The 25604-nt window shown below is 71.4% G+C and carries 22 protein-coding genes; 13 read left to right on the top strand and 9 right to left on the bottom strand.

Features of this window, described 5'->3' with window-relative positions; all coding sequences use genetic code 11:
• Positions 1–382: 382 nt before the first annotated feature.
• On the bottom strand, positions 383–1210 hold the full coding sequence (locus ACFVT1_RS19905) for a putative protein N(5)-glutamine methyltransferase (RefSeq protein ID WP_389797053.1): 828 nt from the start codon (positions 1208–1210) through the stop codon (positions 383–385).
• 665 nt (positions 1211–1875) lie between these two features.
• Positions 1876–3237 (bottom strand): type I glutamate--ammonia ligase, encoded by a 1362-nt coding sequence (gene glnA, locus ACFVT1_RS19900; protein WP_093897617.1) that lies wholly within the window; start codon positions 3235–3237, stop codon positions 1876–1878.
• Between the two features lie 255 nt (positions 3238–3492).
• Here glnA and ACFVT1_RS19895 point away from each other — a divergent pair, with 255 nt between their 5' ends.
• From ACFVT1_RS19895 to ACFVT1_RS19870, 6 genes are all read left to right on the top strand, one after another.
• Complete coding sequence (locus ACFVT1_RS19895; RefSeq protein ID WP_389797050.1) at positions 3493–4176, top strand: DUF3105 domain-containing protein; 684 nt, start codon at positions 3493–3495, stop codon at positions 4174–4176.
• Positions 4173–4901 carry a DUF305 domain-containing protein gene (locus ACFVT1_RS19890; protein WP_389797048.1) on the top strand — a complete coding sequence of 243 codons (729 nt, stop codon included), beginning with the start codon at positions 4173–4175 and terminating at the stop codon, positions 4899–4901. Before ACFVT1_RS19895 ends, ACFVT1_RS19890 begins: the two co-directional genes overlap by 4 nt.
• A 127-nt stretch (positions 4902–5028) precedes the next feature.
• Entirely contained in the window at positions 5029–5457 is a 429-nt protein-coding gene (locus ACFVT1_RS19885; protein ID WP_389797046.1) for a CBS domain-containing protein, read from the top strand.
• Between the two features lie 182 nt (positions 5458–5639).
• Entirely contained in the window at positions 5640–5810 is a 171-nt protein-coding gene (locus tag ACFVT1_RS19880) for a hypothetical protein (RefSeq protein ID WP_389797044.1), read from the top strand.
• A gap of 64 nt (positions 5811–5874) precedes the next feature.
• Positions 5875–7605 (top strand): multicopper oxidase family protein, encoded by a 1731-nt coding sequence (locus ACFVT1_RS19875; RefSeq protein WP_389797041.1) that lies wholly within the window; start codon positions 5875–5877, stop codon positions 7603–7605.
• Positions 7606–7682: 77 nt separating this feature from the next.
• Complete coding sequence (locus ACFVT1_RS19870; RefSeq protein WP_389797039.1) at positions 7683–9437, top strand: NAD+ synthase; 1755 nt, start codon at positions 7683–7685, stop codon at positions 9435–9437.
• A 175-nt stretch (positions 9438–9612) separates the two neighbouring features.
• Here ACFVT1_RS19870 and ACFVT1_RS19865 read toward each other — a convergent pair whose 3' ends face one another.
• The 3 genes from ACFVT1_RS19865 to ACFVT1_RS19855 all read right to left on the bottom strand — a co-directional run bounded on the left by ACFVT1_RS19865 (position 9613) and on the right by ACFVT1_RS19855 (position 13346).
• Positions 9613–10644 carry an endonuclease/exonuclease/phosphatase family protein gene (locus ACFVT1_RS19865; RefSeq protein ID WP_389797036.1) on the bottom strand — a complete coding sequence of 344 codons (1032 nt, stop codon included), beginning with the start codon at positions 10642–10644 and terminating at the stop codon, positions 9613–9615.
• A 306-nt stretch (positions 10645–10950) separates the two neighbouring features.
• Positions 10951–11601: a TetR/AcrR family transcriptional regulator gene (locus ACFVT1_RS19860; RefSeq protein WP_389797033.1), complete on the bottom strand. Its 651-nt coding sequence runs from the start codon at positions 11599–11601 to the stop codon at positions 10951–10953.
• 131 nt (positions 11602–11732) lie between these two features.
• Entirely contained in the window at positions 11733–13346 is a 1614-nt protein-coding gene (locus tag ACFVT1_RS19855) for an MFS transporter (RefSeq protein ID WP_389797030.1), read from the bottom strand.
• 152 nt (positions 13347–13498) lie between these two features.
• Here ACFVT1_RS19855 and panB point away from each other — a divergent pair, with 152 nt between their 5' ends.
• The 3 genes from panB (at position 13499) to ACFVT1_RS19840 (ending at position 16385) form a co-directional block, all read left to right on the top strand.
• The gene (gene panB / locus ACFVT1_RS19850; RefSeq protein ID WP_389797027.1) at positions 13499–14386 is read left to right on the top strand and encodes a 3-methyl-2-oxobutanoate hydroxymethyltransferase; all 888 of its coding nucleotides are present in this window, start codon (positions 13499–13501) and stop codon (positions 14384–14386) included.
• A 131-nt stretch (positions 14387–14517) separates the two neighbouring features.
• Complete coding sequence (locus tag ACFVT1_RS19845) at positions 14518–15540, top strand: ATP-binding cassette domain-containing protein (protein ID WP_389797025.1); 1023 nt, start codon at positions 14518–14520, stop codon at positions 15538–15540.
• Positions 15537–16385, top strand: a complete 849-nt coding sequence (locus ACFVT1_RS19840) for an ABC transporter permease (protein ID WP_389797022.1) — start codon at positions 15537–15539, stop codon at positions 16383–16385. Before ACFVT1_RS19845 ends, ACFVT1_RS19840 begins: the two co-directional genes overlap by 4 nt.
• A gap of 19 nt (positions 16386–16404) precedes the next feature.
• On the opposite strand, the gene ACFVT1_RS19835 is transcribed toward ACFVT1_RS19840, so the two are convergent.
• Positions 16405–19830 carry a BTAD domain-containing putative transcriptional regulator gene (locus ACFVT1_RS19835; protein ID WP_389797020.1) on the bottom strand — a complete coding sequence of 1142 codons (3426 nt, stop codon included), beginning with the start codon at positions 19828–19830 and terminating at the stop codon, positions 16405–16407.
• A 223-nt stretch (positions 19831–20053) separates the two neighbouring features.
• On the opposite strand from ACFVT1_RS19835, the gene ACFVT1_RS19830 reads away from it, so the two are divergent.
• On the top strand, positions 20054–20851 hold the full coding sequence (locus tag ACFVT1_RS19830; protein ID WP_389797019.1) for a site-2 protease family protein: 798 nt from the start codon (positions 20054–20056) through the stop codon (positions 20849–20851).
• 35 nt (positions 20852–20886) lie between these two features.
• On the opposite strand, the gene ACFVT1_RS19825 is transcribed toward ACFVT1_RS19830, so the two are convergent.
• Positions 20887–21063 (bottom strand): hypothetical protein, encoded by a 177-nt coding sequence (locus tag ACFVT1_RS19825; RefSeq protein WP_389797016.1) that lies wholly within the window; start codon positions 21061–21063, stop codon positions 20887–20889.
• 91 nt (positions 21064–21154) lie between these two features.
• On the bottom strand, positions 21155–21865 hold the full coding sequence (npdG, locus tag ACFVT1_RS19820) for an NADPH-dependent F420 reductase (RefSeq protein WP_389797014.1): 711 nt from the start codon (positions 21863–21865) through the stop codon (positions 21155–21157).
• Positions 21866–22132: 267 nt separating this feature from the next.
• On the opposite strand from npdG, the gene ACFVT1_RS19815 reads away from it, so the two are divergent.
• Positions 22133–23434 (top strand): MFS transporter, encoded by a 1302-nt coding sequence (locus ACFVT1_RS19815; RefSeq protein ID WP_389797011.1) that lies wholly within the window; start codon positions 22133–22135, stop codon positions 23432–23434.
• Between the two features lie 32 nt (positions 23435–23466).
• On the opposite strand, the gene ACFVT1_RS19810 is transcribed toward ACFVT1_RS19815, so the two are convergent.
• Positions 23467–23697 (bottom strand): hypothetical protein, encoded by a 231-nt coding sequence (locus tag ACFVT1_RS19810; protein WP_389797010.1) that lies wholly within the window; start codon positions 23695–23697, stop codon positions 23467–23469.
• Between the two features lie 58 nt (positions 23698–23755).
• Between ACFVT1_RS19810 and map the strand changes: the two genes are divergently transcribed.
• Together map and ACFVT1_RS19800 are read left to right on the top strand one after the other, a co-directional pair.
• Positions 23756–24613, top strand: a complete 858-nt coding sequence (gene map / locus ACFVT1_RS19805; protein WP_389797007.1) for a type I methionyl aminopeptidase — start codon at positions 23756–23758, stop codon at positions 24611–24613.
• Between the two features lie 281 nt (positions 24614–24894).
• Positions 24895–25557, top strand: a complete 663-nt coding sequence (locus ACFVT1_RS19800) for a heme oxygenase (biliverdin-producing) (protein ID WP_389797004.1) — start codon at positions 24895–24897, stop codon at positions 25555–25557.
• Positions 25558–25604 lie beyond the last annotated feature (47 nt).

The raw sequence follows: 25604 nt of genomic DNA, 5'->3' as shown, positions 1-25604 counted from the left end.
GGCGGCGGCGGAACTGCTGACGGCCGCGGAGACCTGCGGGCCGAGTACGGTCCGTCCGGACGGCCGCCCGCATGTCGCCCCGCTGATCGGGGTGGCGTCGCAGGGCGCGCCGCACTTCAGTGCGGGACTTCACTGCGGGGGTGTCGGAACGCGAGGGCCGGAATCCGGCCGCCGGCCCGGAGGTGGCGCCGACGACCGGCAGGAACGCCGGCGCCCGCCCGAGCGGAGCCACGACGCCGCCGGTGGTCCCGCCGGACCGTGCGCGCAGCAGCTCGGCGCCGGCGATCACGCCCTCCGGGCAGTACGGCATCCGGCGCCCCCGCTCATGCGCGCACGGCGCCCGTATCCACCCGGTCCATCCGGAGCGGGCGGCCGTGTGTGCTCAGCCCCCGGCCGGAGCCGACGGCCCGTCAGGGACGACCGGGCCGGGCCGGGTCGCGACGACGACGGTCGCGTACAGCTCGTCTGAGGTGACGACGCGCGGGATCAGACCGCTGCGGGCGACGGTCTCCTCGGCCCGGCCCGCCTGCCGTTCGCTCGTCTCGACCAGCAAATGCCCGCCCGGTGCCAGCCATCGCGGAGCCTCGGCGGTGACCCGCCGCAGGACGTCGAGGCCGTCCGTGCCGCCGTCGAGTGCGACGCGCGGTTCGTGGATACGGGCCTCCGGGGGAAGCAGCTCGACGTCCTCCGTCGGTACGTACGGCACGTTGGCGAGCAGAATCTCCACCCGGCCGCGCAACGAGCCGGGGAGCGGCTCGAAGAGGTCGCCCTCGTACACCCGGCCCGCGTCGGCGATGTTGCGGCGGGCACACCGTACGGCTGCGGGTTCGACGTCGGCGGCGTGCAGTTCGATCCGGTCCAGCGTCGCGGCGAGCGCGGCGCCGAGGGCACCCGATCCGCAGCAGAGGTCGACGACGACCGCCCCGGGCCCGGCGAGGGCGGCGGCCTGCCGGACCAGGAACTCGGTGCGGCGACGGGGTACGAACACGCCGGGGTCCACGGCGATCCGGAGGCCGCTGAACTCGGCCCAGCCGAGGACGTGTTCCAGGGGCAGACCGGCGGCCCGCCGTTCGACCATGGCGGCGAGTTCGGCGGGGTCCGTGGTCGCGGAGAGAATCAACTCCGCTTCGTCCTCGGCGAATACGCAGCCGGCGGCGCGGAGTGTGGTGACGATGGAGGAGACGACGGACGGTGAGACGGAAACCGACATGAAGCGGAGCCTTTCGGGAAAGCCGATGGGCGCTCCGCGGTCGGTTATGTCGGGTCGACCACGCGATCGTGCGGAGTGAGCACCCAGCCTGATACAGCGGTAATGGGTCTCACCTCCTCGGTCGGTCCCCGGGTGGGGATGGGTCACACTACCTCAGTCGCGGCGTCGGGTCGCCGAGCTTCGCCAGGCCGGCCGCGAGGCTCGCGACGACGGCGAGCGGGGGTCGCGGCGGCGCACGGCGAGGTGCGGCGTACGGCTGAGCATCACGAGAGCGATCAGCGCGAACGGTACGGCGGTGAAAGAGCACCCCGGAAGGCCAGAAGCTGTCCAGCACATTCGCGACGAGGTTCGTCACTCCGTGCTTCACATGGCGCCAGCGGTTGCAGTACCGCTTCGGCCGCCACCAACTGCGTTGCTTCATCGGCTGTTTGCACCACTTGCACGGCTTCAGGCGCAGCTTGACGTCAAGTCCCCCCATGCCGCGACCCCAAGGGCTGCCGTCCGAGAATCGCCATGGGTCCGCCGGCGGTCCGCATCCGGGTCGTCCGGCTTCAGGGCGACGCCCGCATCCTTCACCAGCACGTCCGCCGGGCCGCACGCGATCCGGCGCAGAGGCGGCGGCGCCTCTGCCCCGAAACCCTCGGCCGCAGTGCGGCGACCCGCGCCTACAGCACCGGCAGCAGGGCCTTCAGCTCGAAGGCGGTGACCTCGCTGCGGTACTCCTCCCACTCCTGCTTCTTGTTGCGCAGGAAGAAGTCGAAGACGTGCTCGCCGAGGGTCTCGGCGACCAGCTCGCTCTTCTCCATCAGCGAGATCGCCTCGCCCAGGTTCTGGGGCAGCGGCTCGATGCCCATGGCGCGGCGTTCCGCGTCGGACAGGGCCCAGACGTCGTCGTCGGCGCCGGCCGGGAGTTCGTAGCCCTCCTCTATGCCCTTGAGGCCCGCGGCCAGCAGCACCGCGTAGGTCAGGTAGGGGTTGGCGCCGGAGTCGATGGAGCGGACCTCGACCCGGGCGGAGCCGGTCTTGCCGGGCTTGTACATGGGGACGCGGATGAGCGCGGAGCGGTTGTTGTGACCCCAGCAGATGTACGAGGGGGCCTCGCCGCCGGCGCCCGCGGCGCGGGACGAGCCGCCCCAGATGCGCTTGTAGGAGTTGACCCACTGGTTGGTCACGGCGGAGATCTCCGCGGCGTGGGTGAGCAGACCGGCGATGAAGGAGCGGCCGACCTTGGACAGCTGGTACTCGGCGCCCGACTCGTAGAAGGCGTTGCGGTCGCCCTCGAAGAGGGAGAGGTGGGTGTGCATGCCCGAGCCGGGGTATTCGGAGAACGGCTTCGGCATGAACGTGGCCTGCACGCCCTGCTCCAGTGCCACCTGCTTCATCACCAGGCGGAAGGTCATGATGTTGTCGGCGGTGGAGAGCGCGTCGGCGTAGCGCAGGTCGATCTCCTGCTGGCCGGGGGCGCCCTCGTGGTGGCTGAACTCGACCGAGATGCCCATGGATTCGAGCATGGTGATCGCCTGGCGGCGGAAGTCCATGCCGACGTTCTGCGGGGTGTGGTCGAAGTAGCCCGAGCTGTCGGCGGGGGTGGGGCGGCTGCCGTCGACCGGCTTGTCCTTCAGCAGGAAGAACTCGATCTCCGGGTGGGTGTAGAAGGTGAAGCCCAGGTCCGAGGTCTTGGCGAGGATGCGCTTGAGGACGTAGCGCGGGTCGGCGAAGGACGGCGAGCCGTCGGGCATCAGGATGTCGCAGAACATCCGGGCCGTGCCCGGGGCCTCCGCGCGCCACGGCAGGATCTGGAACGTGCCCGGGTCCGGTTTGGCGATCATGTCGGACTCGTACACCCGGGCGAAGCCCTCGATGGCCGAGCCGTCGAAGCCGATGCCCTCGTCAAACGCCTGCTCCAGCTCGGCGGGGGCCACGGCAACGGATTTGAGGTAGCCGAGGACATCGGTGAACCACAGCCGTACGAAGCGGATGTCGCGCTCCTCAAGCGTCCTGAGGACGAATTCCTGCTGCTTGTCCATAGCCACATCCTTGCAGTTCAGACGGTCTGTGCACCACCGCCCGGGGTAGGGGAGATGCTCCAGTATCACGACCCGGGATTTCACCCAGATTACGCACACGACGTGAGATGGAGCACCCGGCCACCCACTACGATCGGCGCCCACGGTGCGCAAGGGGTGGAGCGGTTTCGCGACGGTCCCGTGCGTGCCTGTTCTCCCGTCCGCTTCCTGTCCCTCACCTCCTCTCTCCTCCCCTTCGCAGAAGGACCTGACGACATGAGCTTCGACCGCAGGACCCGCATAGAGCACATGCGCACCGCCGACCGCTCGCGTGAGCGCCGCAACCGTGTCCTGGCCATAAGCCTGAGCGTCCTCGTCGTCGCGGGCCTGGTCGGTTTCGGCTCGTACCTGGTGCTGGACAAGTCCGAGGCGTCGGCGAAGGCGAAGGAGCCGGACGTGCAGGCGGAGGACGCCAAGGCACCCGAGCCGGACCGGAAGAAGCCCGCCGACGGGCCGATCGAGGGGCTGGAGACGTGGGACGCGAAGAAGCTGACCCGCAACCACGTCACCACGCCGGTCACGTACCCGATGAAGCCCCCGGTCGGCGGTGACCACAACCCCGTGTGGATGAACTGCGACGGCGAGGTGTACAAGAAGGCGATCCCCGACGTGAACGCCGTGCACTCGCTGGAGCACGGATCGGTATGGGTGACGTACACGGACAAGGCGTCGGACGCCGATGTGGCCGCGCTCGCCGAGCGGGTCGGCAGGACGCCGTACTCGCTGATGAGCCCCTACGAGGGCCAGGCCGGGGCGATCATGCTGAGTGCCTGGGGCAATCAGGTGACGGTGGACGGCGCCGAGGACCCGCGGGTCGACCAGTTCTTCACCAAGTTCGTGCAGGGGGCGCAGACGCCCGAGCCCGGTGCGGCGTGCACGGGCGGGCTGGGGGCCTCATGACCGCGGTACGGCGCCGTCGGCGCGCCGAGTGGGCGGCGGGCTCCGCCGTCGCGCTCGCGCTGCTCCTCGCGGGGGTGGCGACGGTCGCCTCCGCGCGAGGCGACGACACGGACCGCGCCACCGCACCCGCCCCGCGCACGCCCGCGGTGGACTCCGCGGACGCCGGTTTCGCCCGCGACATGGCGGTCCACCATCAGCAGGCCGTGGAGATGTCCTTCATCGTGCGCGACCGTACGCAGGACGAGGAGGTCCGCCGCCTCGCGTACGACATCGCCAATACGCAGGCCAACCAGCGGGGCATGATGCTCGGCTGGCTGGACCTGTGGGAGCTGCCGAAGGCCGCCGCCGGGCAGGAGCCGATGGCCTGGATGGCTGGAGGGCACGGGGGACACACCATGGACGGCATGGACGGCATGGCGGGCACGGACGGGACGGGGGCGGGGTCCGGATACCGGGCCCACGACGGCTCCCTGATGCCCGGCATGGCCACCCGGACCGAGCTGGACCGGCTCCGCGGGGCGAGCGGCCGAGAGGCCGAGGTCCTGTACCTCCAGCTGATGACCGACCACCACAAGGGCGGCGTCGACATGGCCCTGGGCTGCGCCCGGCTGTGCACGGTGAAGGTGGAGAAGCGCCTCGCCCGGGGGATGGCCGAGGCCCAGCAGTCCGAGCTGGACACGATGGCCGGCATGCTGGCGGCACGAGGGGCGAAGCCCCGGTCCTGAGAGATTCCCGCCGGCCCGCATCTGCACCCGAACGGGTGATAGCGGTCGCGTACCCCGAACGGGCCCATGACGATGGGTTCGCTCGGGGTCGAACAGCATGCCCGCCGGCACGCAGGAGGAATCCCCCATGACCACCGCCAAGGACATCATGCACACCGGGGCCACATGGATCCCCGCGCACGAGACGCTCGACCGCGCCGCGCAGCTGATGCGCGACCACAAGGTGGGCGCGCTGCCCATCTCGGCCAACGGCGAACAGGACCGGATGATCGGCATCCTCACGGACCGCGACATCGTGATCGGCTGTGTGGCGATGGGACACGATCCGTCGAAGATGACCGCGGGCGAGCTCGCCCACGGCACCCCTCGCTGGATCGACTCCGGGGCGAACGTGGAGATGGTTCTGGAGGAGATGCAGACCCATCGGATCCGCAGGCTTCCGGTGGTCGAGAACAAGAAGCTGATCGGCATGATCAGCGAAGCCGATCTGGCGCAGCACCTCACCGACGAGCAGATCGCCCACTGGGTGGAGAAGGTCTACTCCCCCAGCGGCTGACCGGCTCGCGAACACCCGGATCGAAGAGCCCGGTACCCCATGCGCACGTGGGGGACCGGGCTCTTCGCGCTGTGCGCCCGGGGAGCCCGCGCGCGTCCCGCGGATCTTCCGAAAAGCCCTGGAGAGCTGTGGCGATACGTTTCCGCGCGCGCCCGATACCCAGCGGGGGTAGGGTGCTCGACATGACTCTGAGTAGATGTGCGACCTACGGACAGTCGTTTCTGTTCGTCGCGCTGCTCATCGGGATCGTCCACCTCCTCGGGGGTGGCGGGGGGCGGCTCCTCCCGGTGCCGTGGCCGGCTTCGCGGCCGGGCCGGATCCGCCGTGCCCCGTTGTCGGTGCTGTGCATATAGGAGGGGCGCCTCCCCCTCCCCCAGCAGACCTAAATACCGACGACACCCCGAGGTGCTCTCCGTCATGCGCACTCCACCCACCCGACGCGCCGTGCTCGGCGCCGCCGTCGCCACGGCCGGTACGGCGGCTCTGGCCTCGTGCTCCGGCGAATCCGACACCGACCGCAGCGGTACGAAGTCCGGCAGCGCGAACCCCGGCGGCACGAACCACGGCGGCGCGGACCACGGGACCTCTCCCCGCGGGAGGTCCCGGGGCGAGTACGTCTCCCCCGACGGCGAGGAGGTCGCCGCGGCCGAGGCCAAGCGGCCCTCCGGCCCCGTACGGAAGATCGACCTCACCGCCACCCCGTCCCGGCTCGATCTGGGCGGCGGGCTCGTCGTCAGCTCCTGGGCCTACGACGCCCGGGTGCCCGGACAGGAGCTGCGGCTCTCGGTGGGCGACACCGTCGCGCTCAACCTCGCCAACCACCTTCCGGCGGCGACCACCCTGCACTGGCACGGCCTCAACGTGCGCAACGACATGGACGGCGTGCCCGGCCTGACCCAGAAGCCCATCCGGCCGGGAGCCGAATTCGCGTACCGCTTCAAGGTGTCGCACCCCGGGACGTACTGGTTCCACCCGCACACGGGCGTCCAGCAGGACCGGGGGCTGTACGCGCCACTGATCGTCGATGACCCGAAGGAGACCCTCAAGTACGACAAGGAGTGGGTCGTCGTCCTCGACGACTGGGTCGACGGGGTGGACGGCTCCACTCCCGACTCCGTGCTCGACGAGCTCAGCGGAGGCAGGGGCGGCATGGACCATGGCGGCATGGACCACGGCGGGATGGACGACAAGGGCGATACGGGGGGCAGCGGGCACGGCGGGTCTCCCAAGGACCCCGGGTCCCGGAGGAACCCCGGCACCGCCAAGAAGCGTTCCGGCCCCTCGCGGATCGCGAGGAATTCCTACAGCGAACTGCTCAAGAGCCACGGGGGCAATGTCGCCTACCCGTACTACCTGATCAACGGCCGCATCCCGAAGTCCCCCACCTCCTTCACCGCCCGGCCCGGCGACCGCATCCGCCTGCGCATCATCAACGCGGGCGGGGACACCCCTTTCCGTGTCGCGCTCGGCGGCCACCGGATGACGATCACCCACACCGACGGCTATCCCGTCCGGCACACCACGACGGACGCCCTGCTGCTGGGCATGGGCGAGCGGTACGACGTGCTCGTCACCGCCGGGGACGGGGTGTTCCCGCTGACCGCGCTCGCCGAGGGCAAGCGGGCGTCGGCGCTGGCCCTGCTCCGTACCGGAAAGGGCGCGGCGCCCACCGCGTCCGTACGGCCCAAGGAGCTGGACGGCAGGCTGGTGGAGGCGCGCGAGCTGGCGCCGGACGAGTCCGTGGCACTGTCCGTGCGCGAGCCCGACCGGACCATCCGGTTCCGGATGACCGGCACCATGGCGGCGTACGACTGGGCCTTCGACCACAAGCCGTACAACCCCCGCCAGCGGCATCCGGTCGAGGCGGGCGAGCGGGTCAGGCTGGAGTTCTACAACGTCACGGAGATGTGGCACCCCATCCATCTGCACGGGCACTCGTTCGGCCTCGTGGGAGCGGCGGGGCCGAGACACCGGGCCACTCGGCGCGGGCAGGCCGCCTGGGCACGCAAGGACACCGCGATCATCCGGCCGAACAGCTCACTGGCCGTGGAGTTCAACGCGGACAACCCGGGGCTGTGGATGCTCCACTGCCACAACATCTACCACTCGGACGTGGGCATGATGACGGTCGTCGGCTACCGCCGCTGACCCGTTCCCGGCGGGCGGCCGGTCGGTTGCGCGGCCCGCCAGGACATCGCGTCAGTCAGACGATTACACTGGGCGGCGTGCCTCAACTACGCCTCGCACTGAATCAGATCGACTCGACCGTCGGTGATCTCTCCGGCAACGCCGAGGCGATCGTCCACTGGACCCGGCACTCCGCCGAACAGGGCGCCCACCTGGTGGCGTTCCCCGAGATGATGCTGACCGGCTACCCCGTCGAGGACCTGGCCCTGCGGCCGTCCTTCGTCGATGCCTCGCGTCGGGCGCTGCGCGCGCTCGCCGCCCGTCTCGACGCGGAGGGCCTCGGGGAGCTGCCGGTCGTCGTCGGTTTCCTCGACCGGTCCGAGACGGCCCAGCCGCGCTACGGCCAGCCCGCCGGCGCCCCGCAGAACGCCGGCGCGGTGCTGCACCGGGGGCAGGTCGCGCTGGCCTTCGCCAAGCATCACCTCCCCAACTACGGCGTCTTCGACGAGTTCCGGTACTTCGTGCCGGGCGACTCGATGCCGGTCGTGCGGGTCCACGGCGTCGACGTGGCGCTCGCGATCTGCGAGGACCTCTGGCAGGACGGCGGCCGGGTGCCCGCCGCACGGGCCGCCGGTGCCGGACTGCTGCTGTCGATCAACGCCTCGCCGTACGAGCGGGACAAGGACGACACCCGGCTGGAACTGGTCCGCAAGCGGGCCCAGGAGGCCGGCTGCACCACCGCGTATCTGGCGATGATCGGCGGCCAGGACGAGCTGGTCTTCGACGGCGACTCGATCGTCGTCGACCGGAACGGCGACGTGATCGCCCGTGCCCCGCAGTTCGCCGAGGGCTGCGTCGTCCTCGATCTGGACCTGCCGGCCGCCGCCGCCGAGCCGCCGTCCGGTGTGGTGAACGACGGGCTGCGGATCGAGCACGTGGTGCTCTCCGAGGAGCCCGTCCCGGCGTACGAGCCGGAGCTGGCCGGTGGTTACGCGGAGCGGCTCGACGACGACGAGGAGCTGTACTCGGCGCTGGTCGTGGGTCTGCGGGCGTACGCGGCCAAGAACGGCTTCAGCAGTGTGCTGATCGGGCTCTCCGGCGGGATCGACTCGGCGCTGGTCGCCGCGATCGCCTGCGACGCGCTGGGCGCGCAGAACGTGTACGGCATCTCGATGCCGTCGAAGTACTCCTCGGACCACTCCAAGGGCGACGCGGCCGAGCTGGCCCGCCGCACCGGGCTGAACTTCCGCACCGTACCGATCGAGCCGATGTTCGACGCGTACATGGGCTCGCTCGGGCTCAGCGGCCTCGCCGAGGAGAACCTCCAGTCCCGGCTGCGCGGCACGATGCTGATGGCCGTCTCCAACCAGGAGGGCCAGATCGTCCTCGCGCCGGGCAACAAGTCCGAGCTGGCGGTCGGCTACTCGACGCTGTACGGCGACTCGGTCGGGGCGTACGGACCGATCAAGGACGTCTACAAGACGTCGGTCTTCCGCCTCGCGAAGTGGCGCAACCGCGCCGCCGAGGAGCGCGGGCAGACGCCGCCGATCCCGGAGGCGTCCATCACCAAGCCGCCCAGCGCCGAACTGCGCCCGGGACAGGTCGACACGGACTCGCTGCCCGACTACGACGTACTGGACCGGATCCTGGAGCTGTACGTCGACCGGGACCGGGGTCTGGACGAGATCGTCGCGGCCGGGTTCGACGCCGCGCTGGTGGCGAAGACGCTGCGGATGGTGGACACGGCGGAGTACAAGCGGCGGCAGTACCCGCCGGGCACGAAGATCTCCCCGAAGGGCTTCGGCAAGGACCGGCGGCTGCCGATCACCAATCGGTGGCGCGAGTCGGTCTGAGCGGCCGGCCGCGCATGCTCCGGGCGCGGCGCGCCCGGAGCATGCGCGGCCGTCCTCGGCACGTCCCGATTCGGCGTGCCCCCGCTTCCGTGCGGCCCCCTGCTTCAGTGCTTTCAGCGCGGCCCCCGCTTCAACGCGGCGCGGCCCCTCCCCCGCGGGCGAACGGGCCGTTTCGTCAGAGTTCCACGCGCGCGGCGATCGGAAGGTGGTCGCTGCCCGTCGCCGGGAGCGTCCACGACGACATCGGCTCGACGCCCTTCACCATGATCTGGTCGATCCTCGCCATCGGGAACGACGCCGGCCAGCTGAAGCCGAAGCCGTCACCGGCCGCGCCCTGGGTGGACCGCAACTGCGAGGTGACCGCGTTGAGCGAACGGTCGTTCATCGTGCCGTTGAGGTCACCGAGCAGGATCACCTTGCCGAGCCGTTCGTCGGCGATGGCCTCGCCCAGGGCGTCCGCGCTGTCGTCGCGCTGGTTGGCGGTGAAACCGGCGTGCAGCTTGACCCGTACGGACGGCAGGTGGGCCACGTAGACGGCGACCTCGCCCTTGGGTGTCTTCACCGTGGAGCGCATCGCCCGGGTCCAGCCCATCTTGATGTCGACCGGCCGGGTGCCGCTCATCGGGTACTTGCTCCACAGGCCGACGGTCCCCTGCACCGAGTGGTACGGGAAGCGGTCGGCGAGCGCCGCCTCGTACGCCGGTACCCGGCCGCTCGGCAGCTCCTCCAGGGCGATGATGTCGGCGCCGGAGTCGGCGACCTTCCGGGCGGTGCCCGCGGGGTCGGCGTTGTCGGCGTTGACGTTGTGGGTGGCCACGGTGAGCTCGCCACCACTGCCGGACTTGTCGGTGAGCAGGAGCCCGCCGAAGAAGTTGAACCAGACCACGACCGGCAGCAGCAGGGCGATCAGCGCGGTCGCCGAGCGGCGTACCAGGCCCAGGATCAGCAGCACCGGGAGGCACACGCCGAACCACGGCAGGAACGTCTCGGTGAGGCTGCCCAGGTTGCCGATGGTGTTCGGGATCTCCGCGTGGAAGGCCATCACCAGGGTGAGGAGGACCGCGCAGACGGCGAGGACGATCCCGCGCCGCCAGATGCCCGTGTCGCGCCTCCATCTTTCGAGCAGGTCCCGGAAGCGGGATCCGGTTCCGGTACGCCGCGGCTCCGCACGGTCGTTCCCGGTGTCCGCTCCGTACTCCTGCACCATCGCGCTGTCCTCACTGCCTTGCCTTGCGTGTCGCCGCGCCCTCGACCCTAGGCGATGTGCGGCGCGTTTCCCGCCGTCCACGGCGGCTGTACTGCCACGAGGACGAAGGGCGGGGCCCGGAAGGTTCCTGCCGGGAGGGGTCTGCGGGGGCTTGTGACAGAACGATCACACTCGGGCGGGTCCGGGCAGGTCTGCCGCCTGCGGCGGGTCGCGGCCGGTCGCCGGGCCAGGTCCGGGCAGGGGCGGCAGCAGCCGGCGGGCAGGAGCCGGCCGCCAGGGCAGGGGGCGGCCGTCGGCGGGCCGGAGTCAGCCGCCGGGGGCGGGCCGGGGGGCGAGGCCCTCCGTCAGGGCCTGGATGATGCGGTCGGCGAGGTCCTCGGGCAGCGGCGCTTCGGGCCGGTGGACGGTGCGTACGAGCATGGGCGCCAGGAACAGGTCGTCCATCAGTTCCACGTCCAGGTCCGCGCGGAGCTCGCCCGCGTCGACCGCCCGTCGCACGGCGGCCAGCACGGCGGCGCGGCGGGGCTCGATGACGGTGCAGTGGTATTCGTTCCACAGCATCGGATGGCTCTTCATCTGCGCGTAGACGTTGTGGAGCAGGGCGGAGGAGCGCTGGGCGAGACCGCGTCCGCGCATCGACTCCAGCAGCAGCCGCAGATCGGCGAGACCGGCGCTGCCGGAGACAGCGGGCTCCGGGGGTTCGATGGCGCGCAGGACGTCGACGAAGAGCTCCTCCTTGCCGCTCCACCGCCGGTAGATGGTCGCCTTGCCGACGCCCGCGGTCCGGGCGATCCGCTCGATGGACAGGCCCGCGAGGGGCTCACCGGCCTCCAGGAGTCCGACGACGGCGTCCAGGATCGCCCGTTCGGCCGCCGCACTGCGCGGCCGGCCCCTTCGCGGTTCCGGATCCTGCCGGACCGGATGGTTCCGGTTCTGCGTCTGTGCCTGTACCCGCACGTGAATCCACCTCTCGCCGCACCGTCCCCCGTCCGATTCTCGCCGACGGCGGCGGTGCCTCCGTGGGCCGCCCCGGGGTTCCGGCGATCTGCCCGGAACCCTGGGCGGCACGTTTCAGCTCGGCCGGGCCGTCACCGGTCCGCCCGGACACGCGGCTGCCGTTCGCCCGTGCCGGACCCGCCGGCCCTGTCCCCGGCGGGCGCCTTCCCCGGCAGGAACAGCGCCACCACGACCATGCCCGCCAGGGCGATGGCCGCCGAACCGACGGCCGTGACGTGCATGGCCTTCAGGAACGCGTCGTTCGCGGCGGCGACCAGCGGAGCGCCCGCCGGGCCCAGCTTGTCCGCGATGCCGAGCGTCGCCTCGATCGACTCCCCCGCCGCCTCCCTGGCACCGGCCGGGAGCGCGCCGAGGTGCCCCTCGATGCTGCCGCGGTAGACGGTGGACAGTACCGAGCCGAGCACGGCGACCCCGAGCGCCCCGCCGACCTGCCGGAACGTGTTGTTGACGGCCGATCCGGAACCGGCCTTCTCCCTGGGCAGCGACTGCATCACGGAGACCGTGACCGGTGTCATCACATGGGCCATGCCCGTGCCCTGGACGAAGAAGATCACGCACAGCACCCAGATCGGCGTGGTGGCGTCGAACAGTGCGAACGAGGCCAGGCCGACCGCGACCAGCAGCATCCCGGCGGTGCAGACCGCACGGGCGCCGAACCGGTCGACGACCAGCCGGGCGCGCGGCGCGAAGATCATCTGGGCGGCGGCCAGCGGCAGGATCAGCAGACCGGCCTGGAGCGCGCTCCAGCCACGCACGCTCTGCATGTAGAAGGCGGAGAAGAAGGTCACGCCCATCAGCGCGAAGAAGACCAGTGCTATGGAGGCGACGGCCGCGGAGAACGACGGCTCCCTGAAGTAGGAGATGTCGAGGGCCGGATGGCTGCTGCGCTTCTCGTACCAGACGAACCCGGCGAGCACGACCAGGCCGCCGATGGTCGCGGCCAGCACGCCGGGGTCGGTGAAGTCGGCGAGCTGGCCGCCGCGGATGATGCCGTACACCAGCAGGACCAGGCCGACGACGGACAGCAGGACACCGAGCGGGTCGGTCCGGCCCGGCTTCGGGTCCTTCGAGTCCGGCACCAGCGCCACCATCGCGATCAGCGCGACAACCACCACGGGCACGTTGACCAGGAAGATCGAGCCCCACCAGAAGTGTTCGAGCAGCAGTCCGCCGGTGATCGGTCCGATCGCGATGGCGAGGCCGACGCTGCCGGCCCATATCCCGATGGCCTTGGGCTGCTCGTCGCGCTCGAAGACGTTCATCAGGACGGCGAGCGTGGCCGGCATGACGAACGCCGCGCCGAAGCCCATCACGGCACGCCAGGTGATCAGCTCCCCGGGCGAGTCGGACATGGCCGCCAGGGCGGAGCCGACACCGAAGAGGAGGATGCCGAAGAGCAGGACCTTCTTGCGGCCGACGCGGTCGCCGAGCAGGCCCGCGGTGAAGAGGAGGCCGGCGAAGACGAGCGTGTAGGCGTTGATCGCCCATTCCAGCTCGCTCTGGGTGGCACCGAGGCCGGTGGGTGCGGGGCTGGCGATGACCTTGACCGCGACGTTCAGGATCGAGTTGTCCAGCACCACGATGAGCAGGCTGAACATCAGAACGACGAGGATCGCCCATCGACGGCGGTGGACCGCCTCGGGGACCTGGGGCAGGGCGGGGCGAGCGCCCGACGGTATTGACATGTCAGGAGCCTATCCACTTTCCGATACGAGACCGTCTCGTATCGGAAAGTCTTTACCGGCCCACTTCCCGTGGACGGCCGCGGGATGCCACCATGGAACCGGTCCGGGGACGCCGACAGGGCGCCTCGAGATGACGAAGGAGCCGTTGGCACATGTCGCTGCAGGCTGCGCAGAACAAGTCCGCCGCAACCCCCGCGGGTACCCCCACCGACAGCAGCAAGGCGCTGTACGGAGGCAAGAGCACCCGCCGTATCTCCATCCACGACATCGCCGCCGCCACCGGGCGCGGCGAGAAGTGGCCCATGCTCACCGCCTACGACGCGATGACCGCGTCCGTCTTCGACGAGGCCGGCATCCCGGTCATGCTCGTCGGCGACTCCATGGGCAACTGCCACCTCGGCTACGAAACCACCGTGCCCGTCACGATGGACGAGATCGCGATCCTCTCCGCCGCCGTCGTCCGGGGCACCAAGCGCGCCCTGGTCGTCGCCGACCTGCCCTTCGGGGCGTACCAGGAAGGCCCCGTCCAGGCCCTGCGCAACGCCACCCGGCTGATCAAGGAGTCCGGCGTCGGTGCGGTCAAGCTGGAGGGCGGTGAGCGCAGCCACGAGCAGATCCGGCTGCTGGTCGACGCCGGTATCCCGGTCATGGCCCACATCGGCCTGACCCCGCAGTCCGTCAACGCGATGGGCTACCGGGTGCAGGGCCGCGGCGAGGAGGCGGCCCAGCAGATGCTGCGCGACGCCAAGGCCGTGCAGGACGCGGGCGCGTTCGCCGTGGTCCTGGAGCTCGTGCCGGCCGAGCTGGCCGCCGAGATCACCCGCACCCTGCACATCCCGACCGTCGGCATCGGCGCCGGTCCGGACACGGATGCCCAGGTGCTGGTCTACACCGACATGGTCGGGCTCACCGGCGGCAAGGTGCCGCGCTTCACCAAGCAGTACGCGAACCTGCGCAAGGTACTGGGTGACGCGGCGAAGGAGTTCGCCGAGGAGGTCGTGGGCGGCGGTTTCCCGGCCGCCGAGCACACCTTCCACTGATCCCATCAGGGCCCGGCCGTCCGGACAGGCCCTGACACGGACCACTGCCCGCACCACCGACAGCCCGCCGACATCCCCCATCGGCGGGCTGTCGGCCCGCTGTCGGCGGAGTGTCGGCGGCGCCTGGTCCCATGGTGGGCATGACGCGAATCGACAAGAACCCCAGGAGCGGCTCGAACGCCGTCGAGGTCCGGGGGCTGGTCAAGCACTACGGCTCGACCAAGGCTCTGGACGGCGTGGACCTCGATGTCCGCGAGGGCACCGTGCTCGGTGTGCTCGGCCCCAACGGAGCCGGCAAGACCACGCTCGTACGCTGCCTGTCCACCCTGATCCTCCCCGACGCCGGACACGCCACCGTGGCGGGCTACGACGTGGTGAAGCAGCCCCGGCAGCTGCGCCGCACCATCGGCCTGACCGGGCAGTACGCCTCGGTCGACGAGAAGCTCTCCGGCTGGGAGAACCTCTACATGATCGGGCGGCTGCTCGATCTGCCGCGCAAGACCGCCCGGTCCCGGGCCGACGAGCTCCTGGAGCGGTTCTCGCTCACCGACGCGGCCAGGCGTGCCGCGATGGACTACTCCGGCGGCATGCGGCGCCGGCTCGACCTGGCCGCCTCCATGATCGGCAGCCCGGCCGTCCTGTATCTGGACGAGCCGACCACGGGGCTCGACCCCCGGACCCGCAACGAGGTCTGGGACGAGGTGCAGCGGATGGTCGCGGAGGGGGCGACCGTGCTGCTCACCACCCAGTACATGGAAGAGGCCGAGCAGCTCGCGAACGAGCTGACCGTCATCGACAAGGGCAGGATCATCGCCCGCGGCGGGGTGGACGAGCTGAAGGCCAAGGTCGGCGGCCGCACCCTGCAGATCCGGCCGTCGGACCCGGCGCAGCTGCCCGCGATGGCGCAGGCGATCCGGGAAGCGGGACTGGACGGGGTCTCGGGCGCGCAGGCCGTCCCGGACGAGGGACTGCTGTACGTACCGATCCTCAGTGACGGGCAGCTGACCGCCGTCATCGGCCTGCTCGGCGCCCGGGGCTTCTCGCTGGCGCACGTCGCCACCGCGCTGCCCAGCCTGGACGAGGTGTTCCTCGCCATCACCGGCGAGAAGAGCGTTTCCGCCACCGACATGATCCCCGAGGAGGTCGCGGCATGAGCACGGCGACTCTGACGCCCACGCCCACCGAGCCCGCGCGTGTGAAGCCGGTCCACGACGAGGGCCGGATCGGGCTGCGCAGCAATCTGCGCCACATCGGTGCGCTGGCGCGGCGCAATCTGCTCCAGATCAAGAAGGATCCGGAGTCGATGTTCGACGCGCTCATGATGCCGGTCGTCTTCACGCTGCTGTTCGTGTACGTGTTCGGCGGCTCGGTCGGCGGCAGCATGGGCGGCGGCCGGCAGGAGTATCTGAACTACCTGATACCCGGTCTGATGGCGATGATGGGCATGAACATCGCCTCGGCGGTCGGCTCCGGTGTCAACGACGACTTCCGCAAGGGCGTCATGGACCGGTTCCGGACGATGCCGATCGCCCGCTCCTCCGTCCTCATCGCGAAGATCGTGGTCGAGCTCGGCCGGATGATGGTCGCCACCCTGATCCTGCTGGGCATGGGCTTCGCGCTCGGCATGGAGCTCCAGTCCTCGGTGTTCGGGCTGATCGAGGCGATCGCGCTGTCGGCGGTGTTCGGCGCCGCCATCATGTGGATCTTCATCCTGCTCGGGCTGACCATGAAGACGGCCCAGGCGGTTCAGGGGACGGGGATGCTCGTACTGATGCCGCTCCAGTTCGGCTCCTCGATCTTCGCCCCGACCAAGACGATGCCCGGCTGGCTCCAGACGTTCACCGAGTACAACCCGCTGTCCAACCTGGCGGACGCGGTGCGCGGTCTGATGATGGGCGGTCCGATCGCCCACTCGGTGTGGGTGACGCTCGGCTGGGCCGCGGTGATCACCGCGGTGGCGGCACCGCTCGCGGTCGCCAAGTTCCGCAAGAAGTCCTGAGGCGCGGCCCCGCCGCGGTTCATTCCCGGTACGCGTCGACGAGGGCGGTGGCCTCCTCCAGGGTGAGGCCGCCGCCCTCGGCGTACGCGGCGTCGTAGGCGGCCCGGCCGAGGACGGCGACGGCCAGTTCTTCCGTCTGGGCGCAGTCGTGCCGCTCCATCGACGTCGGCACATGCCCCTGGGGCAGCAGCTCCTTGCCGGACCCCAGCAGCCGGGCGGCGAGCGCGGCCCGTTCCTCGCCGCCGATTCCGGCCAGCGACCGGGCGAGGGAGAGGAGATGGATGGCCGACATGTGCGGCGCCACCATCTGCGACAGCCGGTCCTGGGACCGCTCCAGCGCTTCCAGGCCCCGGTGCAGGGCTTCGGCGTACAACCCGTCCTGGTTGTCCAGCCAGGCCAGCCCGCCCACCACGAACCCCTCGAAGATCGCCACCGTCTCGGACTTGAACTCCTCGCGCAGCACGGTCAGTTGCTCGCGCGCCTCGTCGGTACGGCCACTGCGGCCCAGCCACATGGAGAGGTAGAGCCGGGCGGCCGGCCGCGCCTCGTGCCTCGCCCGGTGATCCTCGGCGAGCACCTCGCGCAGGATCTTCTCGCCCTCGTCGCCCCGGCCCATCTCGGTGAGGACGGACGCGTATCTGGCGCGCAGGACCGCCACCTGGGACTGGGCGCCGAGCCTCTCCGCGTAGCCGATGGCGGCCCGGAAGTCCTCCGCCGCGCGCGCGTACTCGCCCCGTCTCTCGCTGGCCTCGCCCCGGCAGGAGAGCGATTCGGCGGCGCCCCAGTCGTCGCCGAGCCGGCTGAAGATCTCCAGGCTCTCGTCGGCGTCCCGCTGGGCGTCGCCCGCCCAGTCGGGCCGGTTGGCGAGCACGGTCGCCCGCATCTGGAGGGCCCCGGCCAGCTCCCACTCGTAGCCGTACTCCCGGCCGGCGCGGACCGTCTCGTCCAGCAGCTCGCGCAGTTCACCGACGTGCCCGGTGATCATGACCGCGAAGAACCAGAGCGACCCGGGGGTGCGGCAGGTCTGCGGCTGGCCCGCCCGGTAGGTTTCCGCGATGACCCGGAGCCGGGCCATGCCCTTCTCGTCGACCCACACGTCCTTGGCGTGGTCCATGCTGACCAGCTGGACCAGGGCGACCTCGCGCCGCGCCTCCTGGAGCAGTTCGGGCGACATGGGCGGCGGCGCGTCGATGCACCGCTCGTGGAGGGACGGCGCGGGCTCGGCGGGTGGGGCGAAGGGGTCGGGGCCCAGCGCGGCGGCCGCGTCGGCCCACTGCAGGGCGTCGCTGCGCAGATCGCGCATCTGCCAGTACCAGCACAGCGACAGCACCATGCAGAGCACCTCCTGCTCGTCGCGGGCGGCGACGGCACGGCGCAGGGCGGTGCGGAGGTTCTCGTACTCGCGCTCGAAAAGTTCGATGACGGACCGCTGTCCGGCGCCGCGGAGCCGGGGTTCCGCGGTACGGGCCAGCTCCCGGAAGAACACCAGGTGGCGCCGTTCCACGGTGTTCCGCTCCGCCGCCGCGTCGAGCCGTTCGGCGGCGTACTCGCCGACGGTCTCCAGCAGCCGGTAGCGCATCTCGCCGTCGTCGGCGGGCGCGGCGACGACGAGGGACTTGTCGACGAGCGAGCCGAGCAGCCCCGCGACCTCGCGCGCGTCCCGCGGTCCGTCCGCGCAGACGGCCTCGGCGGCGGCCAGGGTGCAGCCGCCCGAGAAGACCGACAGGCGGCGCAGGACGGCGCGTTCGGAGGCGTCGAGCAGGTCCCAGGACCAGTCGACGACGGCGCGCAGGGTCTGCTGACGGGGCAGTACGGTACGGGCCCCGCTGGTGAGCAGGCGGAACCGGTCGTCGAGCCGGTCGGCGATCTGGCGCGGGGTGAGCATCCGCAGCCGGGCGGCGGCGAGTTCGATGGCGAGCGGCAGTCCGTCGAGGCGGCGGCAGATCTCGGCGGCGGCGGCCGCGGTCTCCTCGTCGGCGTCGGTCCGGAAGCCGGGCCGTGCGGCGGCGCCGCGGTCGGCGAGCAGCCGGAGCGCCATCGGGTCGGGCAGCGGGTCGACGGGGCGGACGAACTCGCCCGGAACACCGAGGGGTTCGCGGCTGGTCGCGAGCACGGTCAGTTCCGGGCAGTGGGAGAGCAGATGATCGGCGAGGGCGGCGGCGGCCCCGACGAGGTGCTCGCAGTTGTCCAGGAGCAGCAGCATGCGGCGCCGGGAGCAGTACTCGGTGAGGCGTACGAGGGGGTCGCCCGCGTGCCCCTCGGCGACCCGGAGTTCCTCGGCGCCCGCCCCGCGCAGCACGGTCTCGCGGGCGCCGAGCGCGGTGAGCACGGCCTCCGGTACGGCCTCGGGGTCGTCGACGGGGGCGAGTTCGGCCAGCCAGACACCGTCCGGCCAGGCGGAGGCGACGGATTCGGCGGCCTCCTGGGAGAGCCGGGTCTTGCCCGCGCCGCCGGGGCCCAGGAGGGTGACCAGCCGGGCGTGCGAGAGGTCGGCGCGCAGGGCGTCGATGTCCCCCTCGCGCCCGACGAAGCTGGTGAGCCTGGCCCGGAGGTTTCCCTGCGGGGCGGGGGCCGGGGGCCGGGGACGGGAGGGCCGGTGCGGGTGGACCGCGGTGGCGGTCGTGGCGGCCGGGGCGGCGGGCGCTTCCTCCGCGGCAGGCGCGGCCTCCGCGGCCGTCGTGGCGGCTGCCGCGGCCGGGCCCGTCGGGCTCGTCCGGACCGCCGGTTCCTGGCGGAGCAACTCGGCGTGCAGGGAGCGCAGTTCGGGTCCGGGGTCGGCGCCGAGCCGGTCGGCGAGCACCGTACGCACCTCGTCGTACGCGGCCAGCGCCTGCGCCGTGCGCCCGGCATCGCGCAGGGCCCGCAGCCGCAGCGCCTGGAGGGGCTCGTCGAGCGGGTGCTCGGTGCACAGGGCGACCAGTTCGGGCAGGGCCTCGTCCGCGCGGCCGAGGGCGAGCGCCGCGGTGAGCCTGCCGCGGCGGGCGTCCAGCCGCCGGGTCGCCCAGCGGGCCGCGAGAGCGCCGCGGTCGGGCAGATCGGCCAGGGCCGGTCCGCGCCACAGGGCGAGGGCGTCGTCGAGCACGGTCACGGCCTTCGCCGCGTCGCCCTCCTCCAGCGCCCGCGCCCCCTCCCCCGCGAGCCGCTCGAAGCGGTGGAGGTCGACCGCGTCCGGCTCGGCGGCGAGCCGGTAGCCGCTCTCCGCCGAGGTGATCGCCGCGTGGCCGAGGGCCCGCCGGAGCCGTCCGACGAGCGCCTGCAGGGCGCCCACCGCGTCGGCCGGCGGGTCGCCGTCCCACACCTCGTCGACGAGCACGGCGGCCGGAACGGTGCGGCCGGGGCGCAGTGCGAGGACGGTGAGCAGGGCACGCAGCCGTGCCCCGCCGAGGGTGACGGCCGTGCCGTCGTCGCGGAGTGCCTGGGTGGTCCCGAGGATGCAGTAGCGCACGCGCCTATTCTCCGTGACCGGGATCGGGAAGTGGACATACGTGCGGCCGCACCCGTGTGGACCCTGTGCGCGGGGTCCGCCGTGTGCCGGGATCGCTCTTCATGGCCCCACCCTTCACGGAACCACTGCCCCGACGCGAGACGTTCGTGACGTGTCGCCTGTACGGTCGCTCTCGCCGCGCATCTCCCCGTCCCCCTTCCGGCCAGCCACCAGGAGTTCGCCGATGACCACCGCAGCAGCCCGCAGCGACCGGCGGATCAGCCCGGTCTTCCTCGGAATCGCCGCCGTGGCGGCGGTGTCGGGCTGGGCGGTGTGGACGGATTTCGCACAGCAGCCGGGAGTCGCCGTCTTCCTCTTCGTGACGGCGGCCTGGGTGGTGTCGCTCTGTCTGCACGAGTACGCGCACGCCCGGACCGCGCTACACAGCGGGGACATCTCCATCGGATCGAAGGGCTATCTGACCCTGAATCCACTGAAATACACGCATGCCCTGCTGAGCATCGTCCTGCCGGTGCTGTTCGTGATCATGGGCGGTATCGGTCTGCCCGGCGGTGCGGTCTTCATCGAGCGGGGCCGGATCAGGGGGCGTTGGAAGCACAGCCTGATCTCGGCGGCGGGCCCGCTGATGAATGTGCTGTTCGCGTTCGTCTGCACGGCGCCGTTCTGGCTGCACGCGCTGGACGGCGTCCCGGTCCCCTTCCGGTACGCGCTGGGGTTCCTGGCACTGCTCCAGGTCACCGCGGCGATCCTCAATTTCGCCCCGGTACCGGGGCTGGACGGCTACGGCGTGATCGAGCCCTGGCTCTCGTACCGGATCCGCCGGCAGGTCGAGCCGTTCGCCCCGTTCGGGCTGATCGCGGTCTTCGGCATCCTGTGGATTCCCGAGGCCAACCACGCGTTCTTCGACGCGATCCACTCCCTGTTGCGGGCGCTGGGCGTCAGCGATCTCACGACGTACTGCGGATTCGACACCTACCGCTTCTGGCAGACGGCCGACCCGGTCTGCGCGGTCGGCGGCTGAGCCGCGCCGGTCCCCGGCCTCCCAGAACAGAACACCTAGCCCGCGGCGCTCTCCGCGCGCCGTCGGCGCAGGTAGAACCACGCCATGTTGGACGAGAGCCCGGCCAGCAGCACCCAGACGATCCCGAGCCAGCTGCCCTGGACGAACGAGAGCACGGCCGCGACGACGGCCAGGACGCAGACGGCGAGGGCGTAGAGAGCGAGGCGGGGCATGGGGAGCGGCTCCTGTCCGGGGTGGTGCACGGTCCCGTCCAGTGTCCCTCATGCCCCGTTCCGCTCACCGCAGGGTGCGCCGGGAACGCCCTCAGACGTCGGTGGTACGCAGACCGGCGTGCGCCTTGTAGCGGCGGTTGACCGAGATCAGGTTGGCGACCAGCGACTCGACCTGGTGGGCGTTGCGCAGCCGCCCGGCGAAGATGCCGCGCATGCCGGGGATCCGGCCCGCCAGTGCCTGTACGAGGTCGGTGTCGGCGCGGGCCTCGCCGAGCACCAGCACATCGGTGTCGATCTCCTCGATGGCCTCGTCCTGGAGCAGCACCGCCGAGAGGTGGTGGAAGGCCGCGGTGACCCGGGACTCCGGCAGCAGGGCGGCGGCCTGCTCGGCGGCGCTCCCCTCCTCGGGCTTCAGGGCGTAGGCGCCCTTCTTGTCGAAGCCGAGCGGGTTGACGCAGTCGACGACGAGCTTGCCCGCGAGCTCGCCGCGCAGCGACTCCAGGGTCTTGGCGTGGCCGTCCCACGGCACGGCGACGATCACGACGTCGCTGCGCCGTGCGCACTCCGCGTTGTCGGCGCCCTCGATGCCGTGGCCCAGCTCGTCGGCGGCGGCCTGTGCGCGGTCGGCGGCGCGGGAGCCGATGATCACCTTCTGCCCGGCGCGGGCGAACCGGTAGGCGAGTCCGCGGCCCTGCGGCCCGGTGCCACCGAGCACACCGACGGTCAGCCCGGACACGTCGGGGAGGTCCCAGGGATCCTTGGCGGGGGGCTTGGGTGCGCTGCCGCTGTCGTTCGTAGTCATGGCCCCGACACTACTGCGCGCCATGGAGGGGAACGCAGCGTCGCTCCCCTGCGACATCCGTCACGGCACCTGCCCCCGTTCGGCCGGTCCGGTGCCGCCCACCGGTGCGGGGGACGGGTCCCGCACCATGGAGCCCGGCCGCGGACGCCGTACGCGCAGCCCTGCCGCCGGACGGTCCCCCGCCGGGTTCCTCCGGGCCGCCGGGCCCCCTGCCGTCGGGGAAAACCTGTTGCAGGAAGCATCTGCGGCGCCGGACCATGAGCCCCCGTGACCTCAGCTCCCTCACCGGCAGGCCAGCTCGCCGCGCTGCTGCCCGATCTCTCGCCCCTGCGTTCCTCGGCCGATTTCCGGCTGCTGTGGATCCAGGGCCTGGTGACCTACTTCGGCAGCTTCATGGCGCTGATCGCGCTGCCGCTCCAGATCAAGGAACTGACCGGCTCGCCCCTGGCCGTCGGTGCGATGGGGGCGGTCGAGCTGGTGCCGCTCGTCGTGTTCGGTCTGTACGGCGGGGCGCTCGCGGACTCCGCGGACCGCCGCAAGGTGATCCTGGGCACCGAGGCGGGGCTGGGGCTGCTGGCTCTGGTGCTCCTGGTGAACGCCGCGCTGCCCGACCCGATGCTCTGGCCGCTCTACCTCGTCGCGGGCGGGGTCTCCGCGCTGTCCGGGCTCCAGCGGCCGGCCCTGGACTCGCTGATGGCCCGGATCGTGCCGCACGAGCAGCAGACCGCGGCGGCCACGCTGAATTCGCTGCGCTGGCAGTTCGGCGCGATCACCGGCCCGGCGGTGGCCGGGCTGGTGGTGGCCTACGCCGGGCACGCCACGGCGTACACGGTCACGGTGGTCACGTTCGCCGTGTCCGTGCTGCTGTGTCTGCGGCTGGCACCCGCGCCGCCCGCACAGGACAACGGAAAGCCCTCGCTGCGCGGCATAGCCGAGGGGGCGAGGTACGCCTGGAGCCGGCCGGTGCTGCTGGGGACGTACGCGGTCGATCTCGCGGCGATGTTCTTCGCCTTCCCGAACACGATCTTCCCGTTCCTCGCGGACGAGCTGGACGCCGACTGGTCACTGGGGCTGATGTACGCGGCGGGGTCGGTCGGCTCGCTGGTCCTGGGCCTGACCAGCGGCTGGACGTCACGGGTGCGGCGGCACGGGCTGTTCGTCGTGTTCGGCGCGGCGGCCTGGGGGCTGGCGATCGCGGCGGCCGGATGGTTCACCGACGTATGGCTCGTGCTGGTCTGCCTGGCGGTGGCGGGCGCGGGGGACATGCTCAGCGGCCTCGGCCGCTCCACGATCTGGAACCAGACCATCCCGGAGGAACTGCGCGGCCGGCTGGCGGGCATCGAGGTGCTCTCGTACGGCGTCGGCCCGCAGCTGGGCCAGGTGCGGGCCGGCGCGATGGCGGGCTGGACGGGGACCCGCTCCGCGATCTGGGGCGGGGGCGTGGCGTGCCTGGCCTCGGTCGCGCTGCTCACGGCGGCGCTGCCGAAGCTGCTGACGTACGACTCCGAGACGGACGAGGACGCGGTGCGCAGGCGCGAGGCCGGAGAGGCCAGCCCCTCCGGGGTCTGAGGAGCGGGGGCGCCGCCCCCGCTCCTCGGTCCTCAGTCGCCGGACGGGCCGGATTCCCCCCGGTCGTGCCATTTGGGGTCCGTCTCCCATTCGAGATTCCGTTCCTGCGCCGTCTCCATCGCGTGCCGCGCCTCCTCCGGGGAGGCATACGGCCCGAAGCGGTCCTTGGCCGGGCACTCGGGGCCCTCCTCGACCTTCCGGTGCTGCAGGCAGTAGTACCACTCGCCCGGCTTGCCGACCGTGCGCTTCTTGAACAGGGCCATCTCCTGCTCCTTCCCTCGGGGCCATGCTGCCCCACGCACGCTGGTTAGACTCGCTGACATGTCTGGCCAGTCGCTGCTCGTACCCGGGGAGATCACTCCCGTCCGTTCCGTACCCGGAAACATCCGGCGCCCCGAATACGTGGGCAAGCCGGCCCCCACCCCGTACACCGGTCCGGAGGTCCAGGACGCCGACACCGTCGAGCGCATGCGCATCGCGGGGCGGATCGCCGCGCAGGCGATGGCGGAGGCCGCCAAGCACATCGCCCCGGGCGTCACGACGGACGAACTCGACCGGGTCGCCCACGAGTTCATGTGCGATCACGGCGCCTACCCGTCGACGCTCGGCTACCGCGGATTTCCCAAGTCGCTCTGCTCCTCGCTCAACGAGGTGATCTGCCACGGCATCCCGGACTCCACGGTGCTGCGCGACGGCGACATCGTGAACCTCGATGTCACGGCGTACATCAACGGTGTGCACGGCGACAACAACGCCACGTACCTCTGCGGCGACGTGGACGAGGAGTCCCGGCTGCTCGTGGAGCGCACCGAGGAGTCGTTGAACCGGGCCGTCAAGGCGGTCCGCCCGGGGCGGCAGGTCAATGTGATCGGCCGGGTCATCGAGTCGTACGCGAAGCGCTTCGGGTACGGGGTGGTGCGGGACTTCACCGGGCACGGGATCAACGCGTCGTTCCACTCCGGGCTGATCATTCCGCACTACGACAGCCCGCACGCGACCACCGTGATGCAGCCGGGCATGACCTTCACCATCGAGCCGATGCTGACGCTGGGCACCCATGACTACGACATGTGGGACGACGGCTGGACCGTGGTGACGAAGGACCGCAAGCGCACCGCCCAGTTCGAGCACACGCTGGTGGTCACGGAGACGGGCGCCGAGATCCTGACGCTCCCGTAACCGCGCGGACAGCTCCACCGGTCACGCCGACAGCTCCACCGAAAGCGGCCGCCCGTTCCCGGGCGGCCGCTTTCGCGTACGCCCCTCCTCCCGCGCGGCGGCGGAAGCAGGCGTATCGTTTTTACCGACAGACCGTCGGGAAGTTGTTGACTTAGGTAAGCCTAAGTAGGAAGATCGGACATGTCGACAGCCGCTGCCGCACGCAGTCGCTGCCGACACTTCTGTCCCCGTTCCTGATCCTTTCTGGACTTCCCGTCCCCCTCGGTCCCCGGAGGCCCGCCTTGGACGCAACCGCCGCCACTCCCTTCTCGACGCTGATCCGCACCGCGTCGCACGAGCAGCACACCGAGGCGGAGACCTCGACCTTCATGAGCGACCTGCTCGGCGGACGCCTCGGTGTGGACGCGTACACGCGCTACACCGAGCAGCTGTGGTTCGTGTACCAGGCGCTGGAGGAGGGGGCCCAGGCGTTGCGGAGCGACCCGGTCGCCGGTCCGTTCATACAGCCCGAGCTGATGCGCACCGCCGAGCTGGAGCGCGATCTGGCCCATCTGCGGGGCGCCGGCTGGCGCGACGGCCTGGAGCCGCTGCCCGCCACGGCCGCGTACGCCGCCCGGGTGGAGGAGTGCGCCCGCACCTGGCCCGCCGGATACGTCGCGCACCACTACACCCGCTACCTCGGCGACCTCTCGGGCGGCCAGATCATCCGCGACAAGGCGGAGAAGACCTGGGGCTTCGCACGCAAGGGCGACGGGGTCCGGTTCTACGTCTTCGAGGAGATATCCAACCCCGCCTCGTTCAAGCGGGGCTACCGCGAGCTGCTGGACGCGGTGAACGCGGACGACCTGGAGAAGCAGCGCGTCGTCGACGAGTGCAAGCGGGCGTTCGCGCTGAACACGGCGGTGTTCCGGGAGCTGGGCGACGTGTTCCCGCTCAGCGCGTAGCGCCCCGGCGGAGCGGCGGGAGGGCCGACCGGAGGTGCCGGTCGGCC

Source organism: Streptomyces sp. NPDC057963, assembly GCF_042887155.1.
Taxonomy (GTDB): Bacteria; Actinomycetota; Actinomycetes; order Streptomycetales; family Streptomycetaceae; genus Streptomyces.
This window is presented reverse-complemented; position numbering and strand designations above follow the sequence as displayed.

Bases quoted from the DNA above. Each gene is read 5' to 3' on its own strand.
- ACFVT1_RS19840 (WP_389797022.1), top strand. From the start codon at position 15,537: ATGAGCACGGCGACTCTGACGCCCACGCCCACCGAGCCCGCGCGTGTG.
- panB (WP_389797027.1), top strand. From the start codon at position 13,499: ATGTCGCTGCAGGCTGCGCAGAACAAGTCCGCCGCAACCCCCGCGGGT.
- ACFVT1_RS19895 (WP_389797050.1), top strand. From the start codon at position 3,493: ATGAGCTTCGACCGCAGGACCCGCATAGAGCACATGCGCACCGCCGAC.
- ACFVT1_RS19905 (WP_389797053.1), bottom strand. From the start codon at position 1,210: ATGTCGGTTTCCGTCTCACCGTCCGTCGTCTCCTCCATCGTCACCACA.
- ACFVT1_RS19855 (WP_389797030.1), bottom strand. From the start codon at position 13,346: ATGTCAATACCGTCGGGCGCTCGCCCCGCCCTGCCCCAGGTCCCCGAG.
- ACFVT1_RS19810 (WP_389797010.1), bottom strand. From the start codon at position 23,697: ATGGCCCTGTTCAAGAAGCGCACGGTCGGCAAGCCGGGCGAGTGGTAC.
- ACFVT1_RS19890 (WP_389797048.1), top strand. From the start codon at position 4,173: ATGACCGCGGTACGGCGCCGTCGGCGCGCCGAGTGGGCGGCGGGCTCC.
- glnA (WP_093897617.1), bottom strand. From the start codon at position 3,237: ATGGACAAGCAGCAGGAATTCGTCCTCAGGACGCTTGAGGAGCGCGAC.
- map (WP_389797007.1), top strand. From the start codon at position 23,756: ATGTCTGGCCAGTCGCTGCTCGTACCCGGGGAGATCACTCCCGTCCGT.
- ACFVT1_RS19845 (WP_389797025.1), top strand. From the start codon at position 14,518: ATGGTGGGCATGACGCGAATCGACAAGAACCCCAGGAGCGGCTCGAAC.
- ACFVT1_RS19880 (WP_389797044.1), top strand. From the start codon at position 5,640: ATGACTCTGAGTAGATGTGCGACCTACGGACAGTCGTTTCTGTTCGTC.
- ACFVT1_RS19830 (WP_389797019.1), top strand. From the start codon at position 20,054: ATGACCACCGCAGCAGCCCGCAGCGACCGGCGGATCAGCCCGGTCTTC.
- ACFVT1_RS19825 (WP_389797016.1), bottom strand. From the start codon at position 21,063: ATGCCCCGCCTCGCTCTCTACGCCCTCGCCGTCTGCGTCCTGGCCGTC.
- npdG (WP_389797014.1), bottom strand. From the start codon at position 21,865: ATGACTACGAACGACAGCGGCAGCGCACCCAAGCCCCCCGCCAAGGAT.
- ACFVT1_RS19865 (WP_389797036.1), bottom strand. From the start codon at position 10,644: ATGGTGCAGGAGTACGGAGCGGACACCGGGAACGACCGTGCGGAGCCG.
- ACFVT1_RS19885 (WP_389797046.1), top strand. From the start codon at position 5,029: ATGACCACCGCCAAGGACATCATGCACACCGGGGCCACATGGATCCCC.
- ACFVT1_RS19875 (WP_389797041.1), top strand. From the start codon at position 5,875: ATGCGCACTCCACCCACCCGACGCGCCGTGCTCGGCGCCGCCGTCGCC.